Raw genomic sequence first — 24722 nt, forward strand, 5'->3', positions numbered from 1 at the left:
GCAAAGGGGCCGTGGCGGTTTGTTCGGGTGGTGGTCATTCCCACCCCTGCGATACGCGCTGCGGCCCGGGGGGGCGGGGCCCCCCCCCGCCCCCGCGCGACCACTAGCTGCGGACGGTGAGTGCGGTGCTGGTGCTGCTCGGTGCGATACCGGCCGAGCCGCTGTACGCGACCTGGACCTGGTACGTGCCCTCGGCGAGCTTGCCGAGGGTGACGACGCTCGCGCCGGTGGCGTCGAGGGTCCCGGCGACCGTGGCCACCGTCTGGTTGTTCCGCTTCACGGTGACCGTGACGTCACCGGCCGGGACGATGCCGGTGGCGGAGGCCACCTGCACCTGGACCTTCGCGGCGACGGCGGGCTTCACCTGTGGCGCCGTCGCGGTGACGGTGGAGGTGGTGCGGGCGACGGTCAGTCGCACGGTCGACTCGGACGGCTTGAAGACCTCGCCGCCCGGGTAGACCACCCGCAGGGTGTGGCTGCCCACCGCCAGATCCGCGGAGAGCGGCACGGCCGCCGTCCCGGACTCGGTCAGCGGCGCACGTCCCACCTCGGTGTCGCCCAGGAACACGGCGACCTCGCCGTCGGCAGTGCCCTCCGAGGCCGTGACAGACACGTTGACCACACCGGGGTTGCCGTAGCCGACCCGGCCCGCCGCCACCGTCGCGGCGGTCGTGGTGTCGACGGTCGGCTCCTGCGGGGCGTCCAGGTCGACGGTGAACGCCACCTGGCCGATCTGCGAGACATTGCCCGCCGTGTCGGTGGCCCGGTAGCGCAGGTCGTATGCCCCGTTCTCCCCGAAGGTCACCCCGTACTGCTGGTTCGCGGCCAGTGCGATCCAGGTGACCCCACCGTCCCGGCTGTACTCCACCGAGCGCAGGGCACCGTCATCGGTCGGCTGCACCGAGAACCGGACCGGCTCGGTGAAGACTCCGCCCACCCCGGTCGGCTCGGCCGGAGCCAGGGTGTGTGCCACGGTGGGGGCGGTGACGTCGGCGACGCCGGCACCCACCATGGTGATCGAGTCGACCGCCAGCTCGTCGGAGCTGGTGACCACCAGGTCACCGGTGCCCTCCGGAGCGGTGAAGGCGATCTCCACGTCCTTCCACCCCGAACCGGCCGGGATGGTGGCGGTGGCGAAGGGCTGCGCGTCGGCGGCACCCCAGCGGAGCTGGACCTGACCGCCGCCATTCGCCCGGACGACCGCCCCGGTGATCCCGGTGAAGTTGACCGGGGTGAAGGTCAGCTTGTCGCCGGCCCCCAGTCCGCGGATCGCGTTGCCCCCGGAGGCGGACTCGTCACCGTAGACCGTCACACCCTGCTTGACGGCGTGCTCGGCCTCCTGGGTCTTCGGGTTCAGCCGGGCGGTGGCCTCACCGCGGGCGGCCGGGACGCCGTTGGCCCCGTTGTCGGTGTAGTTGACCACCACGGCGCCGTAGAGCAGCGCGCCGGGCCCGTGCTCCGGGGAGTTCGGGTCGGTGGCGAAGGCGCCCTGGCAGCCGGTGCCGGAGGTCTCCGGGTGGGCGTGCTCGTCGTGGCCCAGACCGTAGGTCCAGGACACCCGGGAGCAGACCGTGTTCGTGCCGTCCTCGGCGTCATTCGTGGTGACCTTGAACGGCACCGCCTGGCCCCAGTCGAAGAACCCGCCGTTGGCCGGGTACTCCAGCGACACCTCGGGCGCCTGGTTGCCCACCGAGATCGGGTGGCTGGTCAGGGTGAACTTGCCCTGCGGGTCGGTCACCCGCAGCCGGGCGGTGAACAGGCCCAGCTCGGTGTAGGTGTACGAGGCGGAGACGCCCTCGGCGTCCCAGGTCCCGTTCCCGTCGAAGTCCCACTGGTACGTCAGCGCCTCACCCTCGGGGTCCGCGGAGTCCGAGGCGTCGAAGTCGACCTCGAGCGGGGCGGCGGAAGAGGAGTTGGGCGTGGCGGTGAAGGCCGCCCGGGGCGACTTGTTCCCCTCCGCGTAGGAGATCCGGTACAGCCCGGCGTCCGGGTTGGCCCGGAAGAAGCCGTCGCCGTAGTCGAGCACGTACATCGACCCGTCCGGACCGAACTCGATGTCCATCGGGTTGTCGATCGGCGGGAAGTCCGCCGAGCCGATCGCCGCATTCGGGGTGACGTCCTCGATGTGGGTGACCTCGAAGGTCTCCCAGTCGACGGTGAAGGCGGCGATGTAGTCCTGGGAGAACTCGCCGAAGAACGCCTTGCCGTCCCAGTACTCCGGCCAGGCCGAGTCCCCTGAGTCGGGGTCGTAGTGGTAGACCGGGCCGCCCATCGGGCCCTGCCCGTTCCCGGTGCCGAAGTTCACCAGCTCGTCCCAGGGCTGGTCGCCCGGGTTGTCGCCGTAGTAGAGCGTGGCGGGCTTGGCCGGCGGCAGTTCGGTCAGACCGGTGTTCCACCGCGAGTCGTTGACCAGGTTCTCCGGGTCGAAGAACGCCCCCGGGGTCGCGGTGGCGAAGTCCCAGTCGTTGTACGCGAAGTTGTCACCGGTGACGTAGGGCCACCCGCTGTTGTGTGGGTCGTCCAGGCTGGTGACATTCCACTCGACCAGACCCATCGGTCCGCGCCCGGCGGTCTCGGCGACCGCCTTGGTGGCGTCCGGCCCGTAGTCGCCCCAGGACAGGGAGTTGGTCTCGGCGTCGACGTCCAGCTTGAACGGGTTCCGCACGCCCATCACGAAGATCTCCGGGCGGGTGCCCTCGGTGCCTTCCGCGAACAGGTTCCCCTCGGGGATGGTGTACGTCCCGTCCTCCTCGACGTGGATCCGCAGGATCTTGCCGCGCAGGTCATTGGTGTTGCCCGCGCCACGACGGGAGTCGAAGCCCGGGTTCATGCCGGGGGCGTCATTGTTGGGCGCGAAGCCGTTCGCGCCCGGGGTGCCCGCCGGGGTGTTGTCGCCGGTGCCCAGGTACAGGTTCCCGTCCGCGTCCCAGTCGAAGTCCGCGCCGACGTGGCAGCACTGACCGCGCTGCACCTCGACGTCGAGGATCTTCTGCTCGGAGGCCAGGTCCAGTCCCTCGCCGGTCCACTGGAAGCGGGACAGCCGGTTCACGCCGACCCACTGGTCCCAGTAGGACTCGTCGGCGCCGGCGGGCAGGGTGTTCGGCGCATTGCCCGCCGGGGTGTTCCCGGGCGGGGCGTAGACCAGGTAGACCCAGCCGTTCTCCTCGAAGTCCGGGTCGATGCCGATGGACTGCAGACCGTCCTCGGAGTTCGCGTAGACCGGGATCTTGTTGGTGATAGTGGTGACGCCGGTGTCGGGGTCGGTCAGCCGGATGTCACCGTTGCGGGCGGTGTGCAGCACCCGCCCGTCCGGCAGCACGGCCAGGTCGATCGGTTCCCCGACGTCCTTGGTCAGGGTGACCTTCTCGTAGTTGGTCCAATCGAGTGCACTCTCCGCACCCGGTTCGGCCTCGTGGTCCACACCGTCGTGGGCCTGTGCGGGGGCACTGATCAGCGCGAACGCCGTCCCCGCCAGGACCGTCGCCAGCACAGCGGCGATCGGTCGTCTGCCGCGATGGGTGCGCGGCTGGATATCCTTCATGGGTGATGCAGCTCCTCAGGGGGTCTTATCACCGGGGTCGGGTCCGGATCCGTGCAGCGGCAACGAACCCGACCTCGTCATGACAGGGAATGGGAACGCCCTCTCCTTCCACGTCGTTGTGGTGCGTCCAGGGATCTCAGTCGACGGGTGTCCAGCACCCCGCCACGGCGGACCGTTCCACCGCGTCCAGTACCCGCTGCACCGCCAGCCCGTCCGCGAAGGACGGGGCAGGGTCGGTGCCCGCGGCGATCGCCTCCACCAGATCCACCACCTGGTGGGTGAAGGCGTGCTCGTAGCCCAGGCCGTGCCCGGCGGGCCACCAGGCGGAGATGTACGGGTGCTCCGGCTCGGTGACCAGCACCCGCCGGAAGCCCTGGACGTCGTCCTGCCCGTCGAAGAACTGCAGGACGTTCATCTCCTCGAAGTCGAAGGCCACCGACCCCGCGGAGCCGTTCACCTCGATCCGGAGGGCGTTCTTCCGGCCGGTGGCGAACCGGGTGGCCTCGAAGACCCCCAGCGCCCCGCCGGACAGTCGGGCCAGGAAGACCGCGGCATCGTCCACGGTCACCGGTCCTCGGGTCTCCCCCGCGGCAGCCACCAACCCACCCGAGGGACCGCCCGCCGGGTAGGGCCGCTCGTCGACGAAGGTCTCCAGCGCGGCGGACACCCCGGTCAACCACTCGCCGGTGATGTACTGCGCCAGGTCCACGGCATGCGAGCCGATGTCACCGAGCGCACCCGACCCGGCCAGTTGCTTGTCCAGCCGCCAGGTCAACGGCGCCTCGGGGTCGGTCAGCCAGTCCTGCAGGTACTGCACCCGCACGTGCCGGATGCTGCCCAGGCGACCGTCGGCCACCAACTGCCGGGCCAGCTGCACCGCCGGCACCCGCCGATAGGTGAAGCCGACCATCGAGCGGACACCCCGCGCGGCGGCCCGCTCGGCGGCGGCGACCATCGCCTCCGCCTCGGCCAGGGTGTTGGCCAGCGGCTTCTCGCACAGCACGTGCTTGCCCGCGTCCAGCGCGGCGATGGCGATCTCGGCGTGGGTATGGCCCGGGGTGCAGATGTCCACCAGATCGACGTCCTCACGCTCGATCAGCTCCGCCCAGCCGGTGACGGTCTGCTCCCAGCCCAGGCGCTCGGCGGCGGCCTTCACCCCGCCCGGGTCCCGCCCGGCCAACACCCGCATCCGGGGCGACAGCGGCAGATCGAAGAATCGGGGGGCGGTGCGCCAGGCCTGGGAGTGCGCGGCGCCCATGAAGGCGTAGCCCACCATCCCCACACCTAACGTGCGGTCTGTCTGGCTCATCGACAGGTTCCTTCCGTGGTCGGCGTCCCGGGCCGGTCCCTCCCCGGCCCGGGACACCAGCTCAGGACTCGAAGGCCGAGTCGATGTAGTCGTCGACGTTGTCCTCGGTGACGACCGGGGCGAACAGCTGCACCGTGCGCGGCACGCTGAACGAGGCGAGGTCGCTCAGCGAGCGGTCACCGTGCGCGACCAGCCGGGCGAGCTTGATGCCGTCCGCGGCCTGGGTCGACGGGTAGATGACGGTGGCCTTGACCACCGACTCCGGGTCCTGGATCTCGCGCATCATGTTCGCGGAGCCCGCACCGCCGACCAGGAAGAACTCGTCCCGGCCCGCGTTCTCGATCGCCGCCAGGACGCCGACGCCCTGGTCGTCGTCGTGGTTCCAGATCGCGTCGATCTCCGGCGCCGCCTGCAACAGGTTCGCCGCCGCCTGCTCACCGCCCTGAACGGTGAAGTCCGCGGCCACCCGGTTGGAGACCTCCAGGCCGCAGCCGTCCAGCGCGTCGGCGAAGCCCTGCGAACGGTCCTGGGTCAACGGCAGCGAGTCGATACCGGCGATCTCCGCCACCACCGCATCCGGCTGATCACCGAGCTGCTCGCAGATGTAGGTGCCGGCGCTGACCCCCATGCCGTAGTTGTCGCCCAGCACGGTGGTGCGGGAGGCGAAGGGGCTGGAGAACTCGCGGTCGACGTTGATCACCGGGATGCCCGCGTCCATCGCCTTGGTAGCGACATCGGTGAGCGCGCCGCCGTCGAAGGGCAGCAGCACGATGGCGTCGACCTCGTCGTTGATGAACTGCTCGATCTGGCTGATCTGCAGGTTCACGTCATTGGTGCCCTCGGCGACCCGGAGCTCGACGTCCTCGTACTTGTCGGCCTCGGCCTGGGCGGCGGTGGTGATCGCGCCCATCCAGCCGTGGTCGGCGGCCGGGGCGGAGAAGCCGATCACGACGGTGTCGCCGGGCTCGTCATTGTCGGAGACGGCCTGGTTGACGGTGGTGCCGCCGGTGTTCTCGGTCTCGGCCGGAGTGTTGGACGTACAGCCGACCAGGGCCAATCCGGCCACAGCGACCAGCGGGATCAGACGGGTTGCGGACATGACAATCTCCTTTGATGGATGTCCGGGCGTGCGGGCAGGGGTGAGCAGGAACATGGGGTCGAGCTGAACCTGACTGCTCTGGCTGGGCCGAGTTCGGTGGGTCGGTGTCGACGTCGAGGGCGCCGCTCCCGAACTCGAGGCCGGAGCACCGAACTCGGCGGCGGGCGCTAGCCGGAGGTGGAGCGGGAGACGAAGCGCTGCTGGAGCAGGACGGCGGCGATGATGATCGCGCCCTTGGCCACCGACTGGACCGAGGAGTCCAAGTTGTTCTGGACGAAGATGTTGGTCAGCGTCGCGAAGATCAGCACACCGAGCACGGTGCCAACGATGGTGCCGCGACCACCGACCAGCAGCGTGCCGCCGACCACCACCGCGGCGATGGCGTCCAACTCGTAGAGCTGACCGTTGGTCGACGACCCGGCTCCGGTGCGGGCCAGCATCATCACCGCGGCGATGCCCGCGGCCAGACCGGCCAGTGCGTACAGCAGCATGGTGTGCCGCTTGACCGGGATACCCGCCAACCGGGCAGCCTCCGGGTTGCCACCGACCGCCACCGTCCGGCGACCGAAGGTGGTGCGGTTGAGCAGGAACCACCCGGCCACCGCCACCAGCGCGAAGATCCAGACGATCTTCGGCACGCCCAACAGGTCACCCTTGAAGGTGGAGTTGAAGCTGTCGACATTGACCAGCTGGGTGCGGCGCTGGGCGATCAGCTCGGCCAGGCCCCGGGCTGCCACCAGCATGGCCAGGGTGGCAATGAACGCGACGACCTTGCCGTAGGCGATGAGCACACCGTTGACCAGTCCGGCGGCGACCCCGACCAGCAGCGCGCAGCCGACCATCACGATCCAGCCGTACTGATCGGCCATCGTCTGCGTGGCCAGGGTGGTCGCCCAGACCGACGCCAGTCCGAGCACCGACCCGACGGACAGGTCGATCCCGCCCGCCGTGATCACAAAGGTCATGCCGATGCTCAGCACCCCGATGATCGAGGCGGTGGAGACGATCACCGTGATGTTGTCGAGGCTGGCGAACCGGGTGCCCGCGGTGGCGTAGCCGATCACGCCCAGCAGGACCAGCGCGATGACCAGCCCGATGTTGCGCATCCCGGCCCCGCCGAGGCTGTACCGCTTCTTGAGCGCCGCCTGCTTCTCCACCCGGGCCTGCTCGGCCGCCGGGGGTGCCGCCGTCTGATGGGTCACGCCGCACTTCCTTCCATCACCATGTCGAGCACGGCGTGCTCGTCGATCTGATCGGCGGGCCCGGTGTGCACCACCCGGCCCTCGGACACCACCAGCACCCGGTCGGCCAGACCGAGCACCTCCGGGATCTCGCTGGACACCACCACCACGGCGGCACCCGAGTCGGCGAGCCGACGGACCAGCGCGTAGATCTCGGCCCGGGCTCCGACGTCGACGCCACGGGTGGGCTCGTCCAGCAGCAGCACCCGGCAGCCGTGCACCAGCCAGCGGGCGAGCATCGCCTTCTGCTGGTTGCCACCGGACAGGGTGCGGATCGGCCGATCGACGCCGGTCGGGCGCAGGTCCAACGACTCGGCCTGCGCCTTCGCCGCAGCGCGCTCAGCGCGTTCGTTGAGCAGCCCAGTCCGGGCGAAGCGGCCGAAGGTGGACAGCGTGATGTTGCGGTAGACCGGCTCGTCCAGCAGCAGGCCCTGGCTCTTGCGCTCTTCCGGGGCCAGGCCGACGCCGGCCTTCACCGCTGCGGCCACCGATCCGGCCCGCAGCCGGGTGTCGCCGACCGTCACCGTGCCCGTGCTGGCCCGCCGCGCGCCATAGATCGTCTCCAGGATCTCCGACCGTCCGGAGCCGACCAATCCGGCCAGTCCGACGATCTCCCCCGCGCGCACCTGGAGGTCCACGTCGCGGAAGGTGCCGCGCAGTCCGAGGCCCTGGACGTCCAGCACCACCGGCGCTGTGGGGTCGGGTTCGGGCGCGGTCGGGAAGGCGTACTCCACCGAGCGGCCGGTCATCAGTCGGATCAGGTCCGCGGTCGGGGTGTCCGCCACTGGCAGGTTCGCGGCGACGGTGCGCCCGTCCTTGAGCACCGTGATCCGGTCGCCGATCGCGCGAATCTCCTCCATCCGGTGCGAGATGTAGACGATGGCCACCCCGGCGGCAGTCAACTCCCGCACCACCCGGAACAGGTTCTGCACCTCATCGGAGTCCAGCACTGCGGAGGGCTCGTCCATGACGATCACCCGGGCGTCGTGGGACAGTGCCCGGGCCATCGACACCACCTGCTGCGCTGCGGCGGACAGGCTGCCCACCTCGCGGTTCGGCGACAGCTCGGCGTGCCCGAGGCGACGGAGCAGTTCCCGGGCGTGCTGGCGCGCCTGGCGACGATGCTGCACCCCTGCGGTGGAAAGCTCATGCCCGAGGTAGATGTTCTCCGCCACGGTCAGCCCGCCGACCACGTCCAGCTCCTGGTACATGGTGGCGATGCCGAGCTTGAGCGCGGCGACCGGGGTGGGCAGCGTGACCGGCTCGCCGTTGACCAGGACGGTGCCCTCGGTGGGCTGGTGCGCGCCGGCGAGGATCTTGATCAGGGTGGACTTGCCCGCGCCGTTCTGCCCGAGCAGGCAGTGCACCTCGCCGGGGAGGACCTCAAGGTCCACACCGTCGAGCGCCCGGGCTCCGGGGAACTCCTTCACGATGCCGCGCATCTGGAGCAGCGGCTGGGGGTCGTCGTTGACCATGTGGCGATCCTCACCAGAGTTTTGTCGACTGTCAATCAAAAGCTGGAAGTTTGTTTGCGCGTTACATGATCGTGACCGACAGAAGCGAGAGACAGGGCGCCCCGAGTCTTGAGGCGAGCTTGATCCGGGGTCACGAGAGCGGCGGGATGATCCGCCTGCGGACCGCCCCATTGCGATCCGGACGAACGGTCGAAGTCGGACTTGTCGGACATGCAGGACGGTACGGGAGCTTTTGCCGCTTGCCAAGCACAAGTTGCTCACAGGTTGCACGCAAGGCGTCGCCTTCGTGGTTCACTGAGCCGGTGCACGACGTCGTCAAGCTCCCCCATCGGCTCACCGGTGCCGGCGAGCTCTTTCAGCTCCTCCGGGACGGTCGCCCCCGCACCCGCGCCGATTTGGCCGCCGCCACGGGACAGGCCCGCTCCACCATCGCCGCCCGCGTCGACCTGCTGATGGCGGCCGGACTGATCTCCCCCGCAGGCGAGGCCAACTCCACCGGCGGCCGCCCGCCCACCACCTTCGCCTTCCGGCCCAGCGCCAAGGTGGTGCTGGCAGTCGAGCTTGGTGCCACCCACGCCCGGGCCGCGATCACCGATCTGGGCAGCACCGTGCTCGCCGAGGCCGAGGCTCCCCTGGCCATCGCCGAGGGGCCGCAGGTCGTCCTGGACTGGGTGGTCGCCACCGCGCGCACGTTGCTCACCGCACAGGGTCGCGACCTCAGCGACCTGGCCGGGGTCGGCGTCGGACTGCCCGGCCCCGTGGAGCACTCCAGCGGACGACCGATCAACCCCCCGATCATGCCCGCCTGGGACGACGTCGATGTGCCCGGCATCCTCGCCGCGCAACTGCACGCCCCCGTCCTGGTCGACAACGACGTCAACCTGATGGCGCTCGGCGAGCACCGCACCGCCTGGCCCGAGGTCAACGACCTGCTGTTCGTCAAAGTCGCCACCGGCGTCGGCTCCGGCGTGATCTGCGACGGCGAGCTGCGGCGCGGAGCCCAGGGCACCGCCGGGGACATCGGCCACATCGCAGTCCCGGGTGCGCAGGACGTCCCCTGCCGCTGCGGCAACGTCGGCTGCTTGGAGGCCGTCGCCTCTGGACACGCCGTCGCCCAAGCGCTGACCCGCCAGGGCCTGACCGCCTCCTCCGGAGCAGATGTCGTGGCGCTGGTTCGCGCCGGAGATCTGGCCGCCAGCCGCGCGGTACGCCAGGCAGGACGGGAGATCGGCGCAGTGCTGGCCGCCTGCGTCAGCCTGCTCAACCCGTCCATGATCGTGATCGGCGGCATCCTCGCCGAGGCTGGGGAACACCTGATCGCCGGCATCCGCGAGGTGGTCTACTCCCGCACCCTGCCGCTGGCCACCCAGCACCTGCGGATCGTCACCTCACAGGCACGCTCGCAGGTCGGCATCCTCGGGGCCAGCGCGATGGCGGTGGACCATGTGCTGAGCCCGGAGGCGGTGGACGCGCTCATCGCGTGAGCCCGCCGGGCGGCCACCGGTGTCTCGTGAGATGGCGGCTGCCATCGGGGGCGATCCTGCCGGGTTTCCGTGCAGGCCAGGGCGCACTGAGTACTCCCTGTGCCGCAGTTGAGGGGAGCAGCGGCCAGTCAGACGGTGGTGGTCCGGCTCGCCACCTCAGCACGGCCCTGCGGTGCTCGCCGACCCCCGCGCTGCCAGCAGATCCCGGGTGACAGCCGACCGGGGCGCAGCGAAGACCTCCGCCACAGCACCGGACTCCACCACCCGTCCGCCGCTCATCACCAGTACCCGGTCGCACACCCGCCGGATCACCCCGAGGTCGTGGGAGATCAGCACCAGGGACAGCCCGGTGGTACGACGCAGCTCGATGAGCAGGTCGAGCACGGCGGCTTGTACCTGCACATCGAGGGCGGAGACCGGCTCGTCGAGGATCAGTACCCGCGGTGTGGCGGCGAGTGCTCGGGCGATCGCCACCCGCTGCCGTTGCCCCCCGGACAGGGTGCGCGGTCGCCGCCGGGCCAGCGCGGGGTCGAGGTGCACGGTGCGCAGGAGTGCGGAGAGGTCCTGGGCACCGGCGTCACGCAGCACGGCCCCGACTGTCAGGCGCGGGTCCATCGATCCGAGCGGGTCCTGCGGCACCCATCGCACGGCCCGCCGGGTGGCACGGCGACGGGACTCGGGCAACGTCGACCAGGGGTGCCCGTCCAGTTCGACGGTTCCGGCGTCCGGGGCCTCGGCGGCGAGCAGCAAGCGGGCCAGGGTGGTCTTGCCGGAGCCCGACTCGCCGACCAGCCCCAGCGCCTCACCGGCACGCAGCTGCACGTCGACGTCGTCCACCGCGGTCACGGCCCCGCCGCCTGGCAGCGGGAACGCGCGGCGCAGGCCAGTACCCGCCAGGACGACCGGGCCGGGCTCGGGCAGCGGTCCGGGGCCGTCCGGCAACCGCGCGGCGGCGACCAGCCGCCGGGTCACCGGCTCCCGGGGGTGCTCGATCACCTCGGTCACTGATCCCGACTCGACCACCACCCCGTCGTCCAGGACCAGCACCCGGTCCGCGACCCGCGCGACGGCCGCCAGATCGTGGCTGATCAGCAGCACAGCGGTGCCGGCATCGCGCAGGTCGGCCAGCAGATCGAGCACCCGGGCGGCGACGGTGGCGTCGAGGGCGGTGGTGGGCTCGTCGGCGATCAGCAGCGGTGGCCCGGCGGCGAGCGCGGCGGCGATCAGTGCCCGCTGCCGCATGCCTCCGGACAGTTGACCGGAGCGCTGCCGGGCGCGTAGTTCGGGGTTCGGCAGCCCCACCCGTTCCAGCACGTGGCGCACCCGCGCGGGGCGTTCGGTGCGGGGCCGCCGCGGATCGGGTCGGTCGGACCCATCGCGGGGGCGTCGGATCGCCACCACCTCGGCCACCTCGGCACCGACGGTGCGCAGCGGGTCCAGTGAGCCGAGCGCATCCTGCAGGACGAATCCGATGTCACGGCCACGGGCCGCCCGCCACTGCCGCGGGGTGAAGCGGTGGGCGTCGCGACCGAGCACTGTGAAGGAGTCCGCCGTCGACGGTTCCAGACCGACCAACGCCCGGGCCAGCACCGACTTGCCGGCACCCGATCCCCCGACCACCGCCACACACTCGCCCGGGTCGACCCGCAGGTCCACCCCGCGCAGCACCGGCCGGTCGAAAGCCACCCGCAGGCCGCGTACCTCCACCACGCTCATGCCGTCCCCCCGGTGACCTGTCCAAGTCGTCGGCCCAGCACGGTCAACGCCGCCGCGGTCAGGGTGATCGCGGTGCCCGGAACCACGGTCAGCCACCACGCAGAGTCCAGGTACAGCCGCCCGGCATTGACCATCGCCCCCCACTCCGGCGACGGCGGCAGCGCCCCGAGCCCGAGGAAGCTCAGCGCACACACCCACACCACCGCCTGCCCGACACCGAGGGTCGCCACCGACACCAGCGGCCACAGGGTGTTGGGGAGCACATGTCGGGTGAGCACCCGGGCCGGGCCATGACCTTCCAATCGGGCCGCCTCCACATAGCCGGAGGCCGCCACCGTGCGCACCCGTGCCCGCAAGATCCGCGCGTAGCCCGGCGCGGTCGCCACTCCGACTGCCAGCACCGACGAGCGCACCCCCGCACCCTGCACCGCCACCAACAGCAGCGCCAACACCAGGGTCGGCAGCGCGAACAACACCTCCACCACCCGCCCCACCGCGGCGTCCAGCCAGCGCGGTCCGAGCCCGGCGGTCAGACCGAGCACCAGCCCCGCGCCGACACCGATCCCGGTCGCCGCGGCACCGATCCCCACCGACGCCCTCGCCCCGTGCACCACCCGGGTCCACAGGTCACGTCCGGACTCGTCGGCACCCAGCCAATGTCCGGGGCCGGGGGCGGTGAACGCCTGTGTCGGGTCGACCGCGGCGGGATCGCCCGGTGTCAGCAGCCCCGGCCAGCACACGGCGAGCACGATCAGCCCGACGATGACGGCGGAGACCACCGCGCTGAGACGCCCGTTCATGCGACGACCTCCGGCACCACCGCCACCGTCGGCGCCGTGCGTGGGTCCAGCAGCCGCTCGATCAGGTCGACCAGCGTCATCACCACCACATAGGCCAGCGCCACCACCAGCACCGCCCCGATCACCACCGGCACATCGCGGGTCAGCGTCGCATCCAGCAGCAGCCGACCCAGCCCGGGCCGACCGAAGAGCGTCTCGACCACCACCGCACCGGACAGCAGTGAGCCGAAGGCCCACCCGGACAGCGACACCGCGGGCAGCACCCCGTGCCGCAGGCTGTGCCGCCAGAGCACCCCGACCGCCGACCCGCCCCGTGCCCGCGCGGTGACCGCGAAGGGTGCCGCCTCTGCCTCGGCCACCGAGTCCCGGATCAGTTGCCCGAGGAACCCTGCCACCGGCACCGCCAGGGTCACGGTGGGCAGCACCAGCCCTGCCGGGTCGCTTCCGGTGCTGGTCGCCGGGAACCAGCCGAGAGCGGTGGAGAACACGGCGATCAGCACCGCACCGAGCCAGAAGTGCGGGACCACCGCGGCCACCACCTCTGCCCCGCGCAGCACCGCGACGCAGGCCCGCCCCACCGGTCCACGTGCCCGCACCGCCAGCGTGGCCACGGCCAACGCCAGCACCCAGGCCAGCGTGAGGGCCAGCACCGCCAGCAGGAAGGTCCCGGGCAGTTGGTCGCGCAGCAGATCGGCCACCGGGACGCGACGGGCGTAGGAGTCGCCGAGATCGAAGGTCACCACCCGCCAGAGCTGGTTGAGGTACTGCACGATCAGCGGCCGGTCCAGCCCGTACTCCGCGCGCGCCGCCGCCACTGCTTCCGGCCCCGCCTGCGAACCGGGCCCGCCGAGAATCGCCTCGGTGGGGTCACCCCCGGCCGCCCGCAGCGCAAAGAACACCACCGTGGCGACCACCCAGGCCACCACCAGTGCGGAGCCGACCCGGCCGAGCAGCCAGCGCAGCCCGGGTCGAATCCGCGCGCTCGGATTGACCACCGCCCGGCGGGCCACCGCGGTCAGGAGACCAGGCGCGCGTCGAGGAAGGTCGGCGTCGCCACCGTGTCCAAGGTGCGCACGCCGTCCACGCCACGGACCAGGAACCGGTTGAGTTGGTCGTACAGCGGCAGCACCGTGTAGCTGTCCAGGATCAGCTGCTGCGCCTGCTGGTAGAGGGCGGACCGCTCGGTGGCGTCCGAGGTGGCGGCGGCCCGGTCGAGCAGGTCGTCCAGCGCCGGATCGGTCAGCTGCGCATGGTTGGCGAAGTAGCCACTGGGGGCGGGCACGGTGCCGTCCGAGTGGTAGAGGATGCGCAGCACATCAGCGCCAACCTTGGTGTAGGGGGCACTGACCGCCTCGTACTCGTGCGCCCCGAGCGCCGCGTACCACCCGGACAGATCCAGCGGGGTCAGCACCACATCGAACCCGACCTGCTTGGCCCCGGCCTGCAGCTGCTCGAAGAGCGACTGTTCGGCGGCCACCGACTGGTTGGTGCTCACCGGGAAGCGGACCGTGAGCCGCGCGCCGTCCTTGGTGCGGTAACCCTCGGCGTCACGCTCGGTCCATCCGGCCTCATCGAGCAGGTCGTTCGCCCGGTCCTGGTCGACGCCGAACAGCTCGGGGTCGGCGAGCACATCGGGTTCCACGCTGGACAGCGCTGCGAAGGAACGGTCGACGGTCCCGGCGAACAGGCTGTCGATCCCGGCATCCAGGTCGGTGGAGCGGATGAACGCCTCTCGGACCCGGATGTCGTCAAAGGGCGCCTGGGCGGAGTTCAACTCGATCCGGTTGGACGCCCCGGGGCGCGGGGAGTCGATCACCGTGATGTCCGTTCCGGCAGCGGCCACCGCGTCGGGCTGCGGGTTGTCGATGACCTGCACCTCGCCGGAGCGCAGCGCGGCATACCGGGTGGCGGCGTCCGGGATGAACCGCCAGGTGATCGCCTCCAGGTAGGCCGGTCCGTCGTGTTCAGCGGCCGGATCGAGCCCGGCGTAGTCGTCGTTGCGGACCAGGTCAACCTGCTGCTGCGGCGTCCACCCGTCGACGATGAACGGTCCGGTGCCGACCGGGGCAGCGCAGTTGGCGTCCATGCCGCGCGCGATTCCGGTGGGCGACTCCATCGCGGTCCACTGCTGGCTGAGTGACTCCAACAGCGCCGAATCCGGCTCGGTCAGGTGGAACCGGGCATGGGTGGCGTCGACAGCTTCCACCGACTCGACCTTCTGCACCGCCAGGTACCCGGTCGAGGAGCCGGTGTCCGGGTCTTGCAGGTGGGCGATATTCGCCGCCACCGCCTCGGCGTCGAAGGGCGTGCCGTCGGTGAACGTGACCCCGTCAGCCAGGGTGAAGTCCCAGGTCAGACCATCCTCGCTGACGGTCCACGCCGTGGCGAGCCAGGGCAGGATCGTGCCGTCGGTATCCCGCCCGACCAGGGGCTCCAGGTACTGGGTGCTGATCAGCGCCTGCGGGTAGTTGCCGCCCACATGCGGATCGAGGCAGGTGGGTTCAGCGTCGCCGCTGGCGTACACCAGGGTGCCGCCCTCCTGTGGGGTCGGGTCCGCGGAGCTGTCGCCGCCTCCGGTGCAGGCGGCGACCAGGAGCACCGGCAGAGCGACGGCGAGGACACGGATGGGTTGACGGGGCACGGGGCTCCACCTTCGGCTGATCGAGAGTTGTTGAACTGCGTCCAACAATAGACGTCATGGCTACGATGGTCGGGTGACGCTCCCCACACGACGAGCCGGTCGGCCGCACGCCTCCTCCCGAGCGATGCTGGAGGAGGCCGCCGGGGAGCTCTTTCTGGAGCAGGGCTACTCCGCCACCTCGGTCGCCGACATCACCCGCCGAGCCGGGGTCAGTCGCTCAACCTTCTTCAACTACTTCGACCAGAAGAGCGATCTGCTGTGGGCCGGGTTCGACGAGCGGGTCGCCGCCCTGCGCACTGAGCTGACGTCCTTTCCCGGCGACCCACGAGCCTCCCTGTTCCGCCTCGCCGACGATCTGCCCGCCGAGCACGTCGCACTGGCCTTCACCCACAGCGACGCGATGGGCCTGGGCGACGAGCTTCGCCAGGCCACTGCCCGCCGGATCATGGAGGTCGCGGACACCCTCATGCTCGCCGGCGCGCACCTCGACCCCATGCACGCTCGGGTGGCAGCCGTCGCCTGGGCCGGTGCGCTCATCGCCGCCGTTCAGGAGTGGTCACGCAGTGGCGCGGCCCGCAGTCGCCTCACCGAACACCTCGGTGCCGCACTGGAGCCGGTCGCAACAGCCTTCGACCGGGGCTGATCACCCCGGCCGCTCTCGGGCGGGGCCGAGTACCTGGCCGGCGTGGGGCAGTGTCGGGAGCCCGCCGCAGTCGAGGACAGCACCGCCTGCACATGGGGCACACAGCCCTCATCCAGCACTGTTGAACTCTCAACAATTCCCGTAAGGTCGTGGCACGCCGACCCCAACCCGAGGAGACGTCATGCCCGACCGCACAGCCGCCGCGGCCGAGCGCCAGGCTCGCCTGGCCGCCATCCGCGCCCAACAGCAGCGCAGCCGCACCCGCCGCACCTGGTGGATCGGATCAATCGCCGGAGTGCTGGTGCTGGGATTGGTGGGGGTGAGCATCGCGGTGATCTGGGACGCCGGCCGCGACCAGGCCGCCCTGCAGGCCGCCGCCGAGCAGGACATCGACGGCGTCGAGGCCCACGAGGGTCTGACGTTCAACCACGTCACCACCACGGTCGACTACCCGCAGACCCCGCCCGCTGGTGGCGACCACAACCCCGCCTGGCTGAACTGCGGCGTCTACACCGAGCCGGTCCCGACCGAGAACGCCGTGCACTCCCTGGAGCACGGTGCCGTCTGGATCACCTACTCCCCCGACCTGCCCGCCGATCAGGTCGAGACCCTGAACACGATGGCCGAAGGGCAGTCGTACGTACTGGTCAGCCCGTTCGAGGGCATGGACGCCCCGATCACCATCACCGCCTGGGGTTACCAGCTGACCGTCGACGACGCGGACGACCCGCGCTTGCCCACGTTCATCCAGAAGTACCTGCTCAACCCGGAGCTGGCCGAGGTCGGTGCCCCGTGCTCCAGCGGTGTGGGTGTGCCTGCGTGACCGAGCACGTCAACGACGACCGGCCGCGGGGTCTACCCCGGCCAGTCGTCGCCGCGTTCCTGGTCGCCGTACTAGCCGTAGGCGCGCTGCTCGGCGCACTCTTTGCCCGGCAGCCCGCGCTGGCCGTGCCCGCGGAGAGCTCGGTGGATGTCGGCTTCGCCCGGGACATGCAGGCCCACCACGCGCAGGCCGTTGATATGGCGGTACTGATCCGCGACCGCAGCACGGATGAGGAGGTCCGCACGGTCGCCCTGGACATCTTGCTGACCCAGCAGAACCAAATTGGGCAGATGTCCGGCTGGCTGAGCACCTGGGGCCTACCCGCCGCCGGCAGCGCCGCCCCGATGGCCTGGATGACTGGTGACGAGGGGCACAAGCACGCCGCGGCAACCAGCGGCTCCTACGCAGACATGCCCGGCTGGGTGAGCTCGGACGACCTGGCCCGACTGACCGCAGCCGAGGGCGTCGAGGCGGACCGCCTTTTCCTGCAGCTGATGATCCCGCACCACGAGGGCGGGGTGGAGATGGCGCAGTACGCCGCCGAGCGCGCCCGGATGCCGCAGGTGGTGGACCTGGCGCGCGGAATCGTGTCCTTCCAGCAGAAGGAGCTCACCGCCCTGCAGGACATGCTCGACGCTCGCGGAGGCCCGGTCGACTGATCGTTGTTAGTAACGATTCTCATTACATGCTACGTTCCTTCCCACCACATCAGCCCACCTGGGAAGGAGTCGGCGCGGCCCGTCCGCGCCCTCACTATGAACACCCGCACCCGACCCCTCGCCGCACTCGGCACCGGCCTGACCGCCGCCCTGCTGCTGGCCGCCTGCGGACAGTCGGAGGACGCCGCCACCCCGGCCGCCTCCTCCACCCCCGAGCCCACCGCCACCTCGCAGGAGTCCGCCAACCTCAAGCCGCGGCTGGTGCTCACCTACGACAGCGGCATCCAGGTGCTCGACGCCACCACCCTGGAGCTGGTCGCCGACCTGGAGCTGGACGGCTTCAACCGGGTCAACCCGGCCGGCGACGGTCGGCACGTGATGGTCTCCACTGCCGGCGGCTTCCAGGTGCTCGACGCCGGGACCTGGGCCCAGGCGCATGGCGATCACTCGCACTTCTTTGTCGCCGATCCGACTCTGACCGACCTGACCTATCAGGCACAGACTCCGGGGCACGTGGTGGTGCACGACGGCCGCACCGCGCTCTTCGACGACGGCACCGGGCAGGTGACCATCGTCGACTCCGCGGACATCGCCGCTCCCGACGCCGAGCGCCGCGAACTCAGCACCCCGCAGGCGCACCATGGCGTCGCGGTGGAGCTCTCCGATGGCAGCGTTGTGGTCTCCGAGGGCGATGAGGATGCCCGCACCGGCATCCGCCTGCTCGACGCCGACGGCACCGAGACCGCCGTGAACGATCAGTGCCCCGGCGTGCACGGCGAGGCGATGGCCGCCGGTGAGACCGTCGTCATCGGCTGCGAGAACGGCGCACTGGTGGTCAAGGACGGCCAGATCACCAAGGTCACCGCCCCCGACGCCTACGGCCGGATCGGCAACCAGGCCGGTTCTGAGGACTCCCCGATCGTGCTGGGCGACTACAAGTCCGACCCGGATGCGGAGCTGGAGCGCCCGACCCGGGTCAGCCTGATCGACACCCGCAGCAATGAACTGACGCTGGTGGATCTGCCGTCCTCGTACACCTTCCGCTCGCTGGCCCGCGGTGACGACGGGGAGGCCCTGGTGCTCGGCACCGACGGGCACCTGCACGTGATCGACCCCGAGTCCGGCACTCTGCTGCGCTCGATGCCGGTGTTGGACGCCTGGGAGGAACCGGAGAACTGGCAGGAGCCGCGCCCGGCGATCCAGGTCCACGACGGCACCGCGTACATCACCGACCCGGCGAACGACCGCCTGCTGGCTGTCGACATCCTCACCGGCGAGGTCTGGAACACCGCCGACCTCACCGTGACCCCCAACGAGCTGACCGTCGCCACCGGCGAGGCCGCGGCCCATGCGGACCAGCTCGTCGGCGGCGAGGACCACGCGGACCACGATCACGCGAAGGACGAGGACGCAGGGGACGACCACGCCCATGAGGAGGCGACCGCCACCGCCTGACAGCACGCGACGACGGCCCGGCCCCCTCGGGGGTCGGGCCGTCGTGGTGTGTGCTCAGTGCGAGCGCAGCGCGTCGATCAGCTCGTCCTTCGTCATCGACGAGCGACCCTCGATGTCCAGCTCCGCGGCCCGCTTGCGCAGGTCGTCAACGGTCCAGTCGTCGTAGGACCCGGACTCCCCGCCCTTGCGTCCCACCTCGTCGCGGCCACGTGCGGCAGCGGCGTTGGCGATCCGAGCGGACTTCTCCTTGCTGTTCCCCTCGTCCCGGAGCTCCTCATACAGCTCCTTGTCCTTGACGCTGGGACCGGGATCACGTTCCGGCATGGCGACCTCCTTCGGGTGATCCCTCGACTGTGCTCCGGACCGGCTCGGCCCGCATCTCAGCCGTCCAGGAACCGCCGCACCGCCTCGACCACCAGCGCATGGTCCTCCGCCTGGGACAGCCCGGAGACCGTGACCACCCCGACGATGCCGACCCCCTCGACATGCACCGGAAACGCCCCACCGTGGGCGGCATAGCGCTGCACAGACAACTGCTGCTTCTCCGCGAAGGTCGTCCCCGCCGCCCGGTGTCGCAGGCCTTGCAAGAAGGACGAGGTGCCGAAGCGCTCCACCACCCGCACCTTGCGCTCGATCCAGCTGTCGTTGTCCGGTGTGGTGCCCGGCCGTGCGGCGTGGAACAGCTGCTGGCGGCCACGGCGGATGTCCACCGTGACCGCCAACTGCCGTTCTGCGGCCAGCGCGACTAGCAGACCGCCCAGTTCCCAGGCGTCGTCATTGCTGAATGTGGCGAACCGCAGCTCACGCTCCTGCTGCTCCACCTCCGCCACCAGGCGGCTGATGTCCTCGGTCATACCCGCCAGGATGTCAGCCCCGACGGCGAGCGCGCAGCACGGCGTCCGTGACCTCATGCTCCCGTTCGCCGTGCCGCTCCACCCGCTCGCGCGCCTCGGCGACCTCGACATCCCACTCGGCGGGGTCGAGCAGCGCCGCGACCTGCTCCGCGGTGACGAACCAGTCCTCCAGCGCACCCAGCCCGTCGCGCAGATGCCGGTCGTGCGGGTGGTGTCCGACGATGAGTAGCGTGCCACCCGGTGCGACTGCCTGGGCCATCCTGCGGAACAGCGCGTCGCGCCCGCCCGGCTCCGGATGCAAGAAGTGCGAGGTCACCAGGTCGTACCGCCGCCCTTCGGCGTCCCACTGCCCGGCGTCTGCCTGCTCGGTGCGCACCTGCACGCCGCGGTCAGCCGCGAGCGCCGCCACCCGGTCCAACGCCCCCTGCGCGATGTCCACCGCGGTCACCTGCCATCCGCGCTGCGCCAGCCACACCGAGTCGCCGCCCTCCCCGGCCCCGATGTCCACCGCCGTGCCCGGGGTCAGATCGGCAGCCTCGGTCTCCAGCACCCGGTTCGGTCGCCCGGACCACATTGGCACCGGTGTGCGGTAGCGCTCCTCCCAGTACTCCCGCCCGGTCGGCAGCTGCCCGTGCATGGCCTGCGCAACGCGCTCGTGCTGCGCCGCCCGGACCGCCGACTCGGTGTCCTCCTCGATCAGCTCCATATTCAGCATCGCCGCGGCCTGCTGCCCCTGCGCGGCGGCAACGATCACCTGCGCACTGAGGTCGGTCACATTACCCGCCGCCCGCACCCCCGCCACGGCGGTCTTTCCACGATCACCGGTGGGCAGGAATGCCGACCCGGGCAGCGGGCCCTCCTCGACGACCAGGCCCAGCCCGTCCAACCCGTCCAGCCGCGGACGCATCGGTGCCCCGGTGGCCACCACATCGGCGTCCAGCACCTCACCGGACACCAACCGCAGCCCGGTCAGCACGTCCTGCTCCACGCGCACCGAGACCGGTCGACCCTCGACCACCCGCACACCCCGGGCCGCGAGCCGTTCCCCGTCCTGGCTGGTCAGCGGCTCCGCCGTGACGAAGGTGAGGTCGGCGGTCCAGTTCCGCCACAGCAACGCCTGGTGCAGCGTCCCGATCAGCACGATCCGCCGGTCACGCACCTCCCACCCGTGGCAGTAGGGGCAATGCACGACATCCCGTCCCCAGCGCTCACGCAGCCCGTCCACCGCGGGCAGCTCATCCACCAGTCCGGTGGCGACCAGCACCCGACGCGCCCACACCGGGCCGAGACCCGCCACCTCGGCACGGAAGTCCGCCCCCTCGCGCTGGATTCGCGTCACCCGACCGGCGACCACCCGGACCCCGTAGGCCTCGACCTCAGCGCGCCCACGGGCCAGCAATTCGGCCGGCGGCAGCCCGTCATGGCCGAGGTACGCGTGCATGTGGGCAGCCGGGGCATTGCGGGGTTCACCCGCATCCACCACCAGCACCCGCCGCCGCGCACGGCCCAGGGTCAGCGCACCACTGAGCCCGGCCGCACCGCCACCGACGACCAGCACATCCACCCGGTTCTCGCCCATGTCCATCCTTCGCTCCGGCGGGTCGGTCGCCCGCAGATGACCAGACTCCGATGCGCTCACCAGGTTGACAACTCTCGTTGCCGGATCGGCAAACTGTGCCCATGTCCGCACACCGACCCGGGCCGCCGCCCTTCACCACCGATTCCGCCGAGCAGGAGCCGGTGGAGGATGCCGTCGTCCTGGACGGCGTCGGCCCCCGGTTGCGCGCCCTGCGTCAGGCCGCCGGGGCCACCCTGGCCGACCTGTCCGCCACCACCGGCATCTCGGTCAGCACACTGTCCCGGTTGGAGTCCGGACAGCGCCGTCCCACGCTGGAACTGCTCCTCCCCCTGGCCCGCGCCCATCAGGTCCCGCTGGACGATCTGGTGCCGGATGCCTCCACCGCCGACCCCCGGGTGCACCCCCGCCCCACCGTCCGGCACGGCGTGACCTACCTCCCGCTCACCCGTCGGCCGGGCGGTGTGCAGGCCTACAAGATGGTCATGCCGCCCACCGACCCCGAGGCACCACCCCGTGAGCTCCGGGTGCATGAGGGCTACGAGTGGCTCTACGTCCTGTCCGGAGCGGTCCGGCTCCGGCTCGGTGAGCACGACATCGTCCTCGGCCCCGGTGAGGTCGCCGAGTTCGACACCCGCACCCCGCACCTGATCGAGAACGCCCTGACCAGCCCCACCGAGGTGCTCGCACTCTTCGGTCCCCAGGGCGAGCGGATGCACGTGCGGGCCCGACCCAAGAAGTCCACCCCGGTCTAGCCCAGCGCCAGCACACCCGCCACCACACACAGCGGCGCGATCCACCACCCCTGCACCAGCAACCCCCGCACCGGCACATGGGCCAGCATCTGCCGACACCGCTGCCACCACAGCACCGTGGCCAGTGACGCCCACGGCGTCAGCAACGGCCCGGCGCCCACCCCGACCAGCACCGCCGCCAACCGGGTCGGATCGCCACCCGCCGCCGGTTCCACCACCAGATAGCCCGGCAAGTTGTTCAGCAGATTCGCCGCCCCGGTGGCCAGCCCGGCCAGCACCAGCAGCGGCCCAGTCGACGTGCCCGCCGGTGCCAGGCCCGCCACCCACTCGCCCAGCCCTCGCACCTGCGCGGTCTCCACCGCGACGAACAGCCCGCCGACCACCAGCAGCATCCGCCAGGGCACCAGCTGTCCGACCGGGGTGGGCAACCCACCGCGCCGCCAGCCACCGAGCGCCAGCAGCACTGCCGCCGCCAGCACGGCCACTAGCCACACCGGAGCCCCGCTGACGAATCCCACCGCCATCACACCGACCACCATCGCCGTGGCCACCAGCAGCACCCGGTCCTGCGGCACAAACCGCTCCCCGGGCTCGAACCTGCCGCGCAACCGCCCCCGCCCGCGCACGGCCAGCACCAGCACCGTCACCGCGATCACCACCACCGCCGGCAGCCACATCAACCCGACGTAACTCACCCCCGCCACCGCGAACCGGTGGTCGGCCAGCAGATTGGTCAGGTTGGACACCGGCAGCAGCAGCGACGCGGTGTTGGCCAGCGCCACCACGGTCAGCGCGTAGAACACCGCCGTCCGATCGTCACCCCCGCCCACCCGTCGCCCGGCCCGGATCGCCAACGGCGTCAGCAGCACCGCTGTGGTGTCCAGCGACAGCACCACCGTCGAGGCCACCGCCACCAACACCAACAGCATCCACAACGCCCAGCGCCGCCCGCGGGCCACGCGTGCCGCCCCGTCAGTCGCCGCATCGAACAGCCCGGCCACCGCGCAGCACTCAGCCACCACCGTCAACGCCGCGACGAACCCGAGCACCGGCAACACCCGCCCCACGAGCGCCCCGGCATCCGCGCCGGGCAGCGCGCCGCTGACGATCAACGCCGCCGCGACGACGGCAGCCACCGCCCACCAGGGGACTCGACGCAGCACGCTCAGCACGGGAGGACTGTAGGGCCGCCCGCGCCCCGACGCCTCAGCCCAGCAATCCCCGCGCCAGCGCGGGCGCCAGCACCGGCGTCAACGGCAGCCTCGGGATCAGCGTGGCCTGCACCGCGTGATACAGATCCGCCTTGCCCGCCCACACGGTGCGGGACACCCGGTTGTCGGTGCCCAGCTCGTGCCACCAGGACCCGCCGGAGCGGTCGATCAGGAACTCCTGCGCGTAGTCCCACCAGGTGGCGTACCACCGGTCGAATCGGTCGTCCCCGGTGGCCGCGTGCAGGGCCGCGGCGGCGGCAATGGCCTCGGCGACCACCCAGTGCATCCGCTCGCGCACCACCGGCTGCCCGGACCAGTCGACGGTATAGACGAATCCGGGTGCCCCGTCGACCGCCCAGCCCTCCCGGACCGCCGCGTCGAAGAGCTGCACTGCGTCGTCCAGCATCCAGGCCGGGGCTACGTCACCGGCGGCGGTCAGCGCCGCGCGGGCGTGCAGGGTCAGCCGCGCCCACTCCAGCCAGTGCCCAATGGTCGCGCCGTAGGGGCGGAACGGATGTGCGGGGGTGTCCGCGTTGTACTCCAGATCCGGTGCCCATCCGGTGTCGAAGTGCTCGGGGATCCGCCACTGATTCTCCCGGGCGAAGCCGTGCACTACCCGGCTGATCATCCGCACCGCGCGGTCCAGCCAGATCCGCTCACCGGTGACGTCGGCGGCGGCCAGGTAGGCCTCGACCGTGTGCATGGTGGCGTTGACCCCGCGGTACGGGTCCAACTGCCCGAAACCACGGTCCCAGGACTCGACCACCATGCCGGCATCCTCGTCCCAGAACCGCCGCTCGGAGACCGTCAACGCCTCGCGCAGCAGCTCCGCGGCACCGGGCCGTCCGACCGCGGTGGCCGAGGCGGCGGCCAACACCACGAATGCGTGCGGGTAGGCGCCCTTGGCGTCGTCCACCGGACCGTCCGGACCGACCTCGGTGAACCAGCCCCCATGCTCCTGGTCCTGGAACACCCCGGTCAGCGCGCGCAGCCCGTGGTCGACCAGGGGGGCACTGCCCGGGCGGCCAAGCAGCGCACCCAGGGCATACACGTGGGTCATCCGGCAGGTGATCCACAGTTCCCAGGGACCGGACTGTGGGCGACCGACCTCGTCGAGGCGGGTGAAACCTCCCGCCGGGTCGGCGGCGGCATGTCCGAAGGACAGCAACCGGTCAGTCTCGGACTCCAGCCAGCGATGATGCGCGGGCGTCGTCAGCCACGTCATGTGGCTCAGGGTAGTGGTCAGCGGCGTCGATGCCGGTGGGATCGGGCATTTCGGCTGTGATCTGCCGAACACTCGGTACCCACCCGTAGGTCCACCTCTCGCGGGTCATTGGTACCGAGCGCAGGCCCGTCGTCCGCTCATCCGTCCGCTTCGGGCTACTCGGGCGCTTCGATCCAGACCGATGGTGCGTTGACACGGTCCGACCAGCCACCACA

At 71.1% G+C, this 24722-nt stretch carries 20 protein-coding genes; 6 read left to right on the top strand and 14 right to left on the bottom strand.

Annotated features, from left to right (window positions below; genetic code table 11):
* Window positions 1-103: 103 nt before the first annotated feature.
* The 5 genes from AB0N78_RS08225 to AB0N78_RS08245 all read right to left on the bottom strand — a co-directional run bounded on the left by AB0N78_RS08225 (window position 104) and on the right by AB0N78_RS08245 (window position 8665).
* A complete protein-coding gene (locus tag AB0N78_RS08225) occupies window positions 104-3541 on the bottom strand; it encodes a PQQ-dependent sugar dehydrogenase (protein WP_363388288.1) in 3438 nt (1145 codons plus the stop codon).
* A gap of 136 nt (window positions 3542-3677) precedes the next feature.
* Complete coding sequence (locus AB0N78_RS08230) at window positions 3678-4850, bottom strand: Gfo/Idh/MocA family oxidoreductase (RefSeq protein WP_363388291.1); 1173 nt, start codon at window positions 4848-4850, stop codon at window positions 3678-3680.
* A 61-nt stretch (window positions 4851-4911) separates the two neighbouring features.
* Window positions 4912-5949, bottom strand: a complete 1038-nt coding sequence (locus AB0N78_RS08235) for a substrate-binding domain-containing protein (protein WP_363388294.1) — start codon at window positions 5947-5949, stop codon at window positions 4912-4914.
* A 167-nt stretch (window positions 5950-6116) separates the two neighbouring features.
* Entirely contained in the window at window positions 6117-7055 is a 939-nt protein-coding gene (locus AB0N78_RS08240) for an ABC transporter permease (protein ID WP_363389856.1), read from the bottom strand.
* Window positions 7056-7147: 92 nt separating this feature from the next.
* Window positions 7148-8665: a sugar ABC transporter ATP-binding protein gene (locus AB0N78_RS08245; protein WP_363388297.1), complete on the bottom strand. Its 1518-nt coding sequence runs from the start codon at window positions 8663-8665 to the stop codon at window positions 7148-7150.
* Window positions 8666-8967: 302 nt separating this feature from the next.
* Here AB0N78_RS08245 and AB0N78_RS08250 point away from each other — a divergent pair, with 302 nt between their 5' ends.
* Window positions 8968-10149 (top strand): ROK family transcriptional regulator, encoded by a 1182-nt coding sequence (locus AB0N78_RS08250; protein WP_363388300.1) that lies wholly within the window; start codon window positions 8968-8970, stop codon window positions 10147-10149.
* Window positions 10150-10305: 156 nt separating this feature from the next.
* Here AB0N78_RS08250 and AB0N78_RS08255 read toward each other — a convergent pair whose 3' ends face one another.
* From AB0N78_RS08255 to AB0N78_RS08270, 4 genes are read right to left on the bottom strand one after another with little or no spacing between them, the layout of a single operon-like run.
* The gene (locus AB0N78_RS08255; protein WP_363388303.1) at window positions 10306-11865 is read right to left on the bottom strand and encodes an ABC transporter ATP-binding protein; all 1560 of its coding nucleotides are present in this window, start codon (window positions 11863-11865) and stop codon (window positions 10306-10308) included.
* Window positions 11862-12665, bottom strand: coding sequence for an ABC transporter permease (locus AB0N78_RS08260; RefSeq protein ID WP_363388305.1), 804 nt, complete (start codon window positions 12663-12665; stop codon window positions 11862-11864). The genes AB0N78_RS08255 and AB0N78_RS08260 overlap by 4 nt, the downstream gene beginning before the upstream one ends.
* Window positions 12662-13675 carry an ABC transporter permease gene (locus tag AB0N78_RS08265; protein ID WP_363388308.1) on the bottom strand — a complete coding sequence of 338 codons (1014 nt, stop codon included), beginning with the start codon at window positions 13673-13675 and terminating at the stop codon, window positions 12662-12664. The genes AB0N78_RS08260 and AB0N78_RS08265 overlap by 4 nt, the downstream gene beginning before the upstream one ends.
* Before the next feature lie 5 nt (window positions 13676-13680).
* Complete coding sequence (locus tag AB0N78_RS08270) at window positions 13681-15306, bottom strand: ABC transporter substrate-binding protein (protein WP_363388310.1); 1626 nt, start codon at window positions 15304-15306, stop codon at window positions 13681-13683.
* A gap of 73 nt (window positions 15307-15379) precedes the next feature.
* On the opposite strand from AB0N78_RS08270, the gene AB0N78_RS08275 reads away from it, so the two are divergent.
* From AB0N78_RS08275 to aztD, 4 genes are all read left to right on the top strand, one after another.
* Window positions 15380-15949 carry a helix-turn-helix domain-containing protein gene (locus AB0N78_RS08275; protein ID WP_363388313.1) on the top strand — a complete coding sequence of 190 codons (570 nt, stop codon included), beginning with the start codon at window positions 15380-15382 and terminating at the stop codon, window positions 15947-15949.
* 181 nt (window positions 15950-16130) lie between these two features.
* Entirely contained in the window at window positions 16131-16772 is a 642-nt protein-coding gene (locus AB0N78_RS08280) for a DUF3105 domain-containing protein (RefSeq protein WP_363388316.1), read from the top strand.
* Entirely contained in the window at window positions 16769-17431 is a 663-nt protein-coding gene (locus tag AB0N78_RS08285) for a DUF305 domain-containing protein (RefSeq protein ID WP_363388319.1), read from the top strand. Before AB0N78_RS08280 ends, AB0N78_RS08285 begins: the two co-directional genes overlap by 4 nt.
* A 96-nt stretch (window positions 17432-17527) precedes the next feature.
* Window positions 17528-18886: a zinc metallochaperone AztD gene (gene aztD / locus AB0N78_RS08290; protein WP_363388321.1), complete on the top strand. Its 1359-nt coding sequence runs from the start codon at window positions 17528-17530 to the stop codon at window positions 18884-18886.
* Window positions 18887-18940: 54 nt separating this feature from the next.
* On the opposite strand, the gene AB0N78_RS08295 is transcribed toward aztD, so the two are convergent.
* The 3 genes from AB0N78_RS08295 to AB0N78_RS08305 are packed head-to-tail and all read right to left on the bottom strand — an operon-like array spanning window position 18941 to window position 21319.
* Window positions 18941-19210: a Rho termination factor N-terminal domain-containing protein gene (locus AB0N78_RS08295; RefSeq protein WP_363388323.1), complete on the bottom strand. Its 270-nt coding sequence runs from the start codon at window positions 19208-19210 to the stop codon at window positions 18941-18943.
* A 56-nt stretch (window positions 19211-19266) separates the two neighbouring features.
* Window positions 19267-19740 carry a heme-degrading domain-containing protein gene (locus tag AB0N78_RS08300; protein WP_363388325.1) on the bottom strand — a complete coding sequence of 158 codons (474 nt, stop codon included), beginning with the start codon at window positions 19738-19740 and terminating at the stop codon, window positions 19267-19269.
* Between the two features lie 13 nt (window positions 19741-19753).
* Complete coding sequence (locus AB0N78_RS08305; RefSeq protein WP_363388326.1) at window positions 19754-21319, bottom strand: methyltransferase domain-containing protein; 1566 nt, start codon at window positions 21317-21319, stop codon at window positions 19754-19756.
* Window positions 21320-21420: 101 nt separating this feature from the next.
* On the opposite strand from AB0N78_RS08305, the gene AB0N78_RS08310 reads away from it, so the two are divergent.
* Entirely contained in the window at window positions 21421-22071 is a 651-nt protein-coding gene (locus AB0N78_RS08310; protein ID WP_363388329.1) for an XRE family transcriptional regulator, read from the top strand.
* Here the strand turns inward: AB0N78_RS08310 and AB0N78_RS08315 are convergent.
* Window positions 22068-23243: an SLC13 family permease gene (locus tag AB0N78_RS08315; protein ID WP_363388331.1), complete on the bottom strand. Its 1176-nt coding sequence runs from the start codon at window positions 23241-23243 to the stop codon at window positions 22068-22070. The genes AB0N78_RS08310 and AB0N78_RS08315 overlap by 4 nt on opposite strands.
* A gap of 34 nt (window positions 23244-23277) precedes the next feature.
* Window positions 23278-24507, bottom strand: coding sequence for an AGE family epimerase/isomerase (locus AB0N78_RS08320; protein WP_363388334.1), 1230 nt, complete (start codon window positions 24505-24507; stop codon window positions 23278-23280).
* Window positions 24508-24722: the final 215 nt, after the last annotated feature.

It is taken from the genome of Cellulomonas sp. NPDC089187 (genome assembly GCF_040685135.1).
Classification (GTDB): Bacteria; Actinomycetota; Actinomycetes; order Actinomycetales; family Cellulomonadaceae; genus Cellulomonas.

Bases quoted from the DNA above. Each gene is read 5' to 3' on its own strand.
- AB0N78_RS08310 (WP_363388329.1), top strand. From the start codon at position 21,421: ATGTCCGCACACCGACCCGGGCCGCCGCCCTTCACCACCGATTCCGCC.
- AB0N78_RS08235 (WP_363388294.1), bottom strand. From the start codon at position 5,949: ATGTCCGCAACCCGTCTGATCCCGCTGGTCGCTGTGGCCGGATTGGCC.
- AB0N78_RS08245 (WP_363388297.1), bottom strand. From the start codon at position 8,665: ATGGTCAACGACGACCCCCAGCCGCTGCTCCAGATGCGCGGCATCGTG.
- AB0N78_RS08230 (WP_363388291.1), bottom strand. From the start codon at position 4,850: ATGAGCCAGACAGACCGCACGTTAGGTGTGGGGATGGTGGGCTACGCC.
- AB0N78_RS08280 (WP_363388316.1), top strand. From the start codon at position 16,131: ATGCCCGACCGCACAGCCGCCGCGGCCGAGCGCCAGGCTCGCCTGGCC.
- AB0N78_RS08320 (WP_363388334.1), bottom strand. From the start codon at position 24,507: ATGACGTGGCTGACGACGCCCGCGCATCATCGCTGGCTGGAGTCCGAG.
- AB0N78_RS08255 (WP_363388303.1), bottom strand. From the start codon at position 11,865: ATGAGCGTGGTGGAGGTACGCGGCCTGCGGGTGGCTTTCGACCGGCCG.
- AB0N78_RS08225 (WP_363388288.1), bottom strand. From the start codon at position 3,541: ATGAAGGATATCCAGCCGCGCACCCATCGCGGCAGACGACCGATCGCC.
- AB0N78_RS08300 (WP_363388325.1), bottom strand. From the start codon at position 19,740: ATGACCGAGGACATCAGCCGCCTGGTGGCGGAGGTGGAGCAGCAGGAG.
- AB0N78_RS08260 (WP_363388305.1), bottom strand. From the start codon at position 12,665: ATGAACGGGCGTCTCAGCGCGGTGGTCTCCGCCGTCATCGTCGGGCTG.
- AB0N78_RS08240 (WP_363389856.1), bottom strand. From the start codon at position 7,055: ATGCGCAACATCGGGCTGGTCATCGCGCTGGTCCTGCTGGGCGTGATC.
- aztD (WP_363388321.1), top strand. From the start codon at position 17,528: ATGAACACCCGCACCCGACCCCTCGCCGCACTCGGCACCGGCCTGACC.
- AB0N78_RS08295 (WP_363388323.1), bottom strand. From the start codon at position 19,210: ATGCCGGAACGTGATCCCGGTCCCAGCGTCAAGGACAAGGAGCTGTAT.
- AB0N78_RS08305 (WP_363388326.1), bottom strand. From the start codon at position 21,319: ATGGGCGAGAACCGGGTGGATGTGCTGGTCGTCGGTGGCGGTGCGGCC.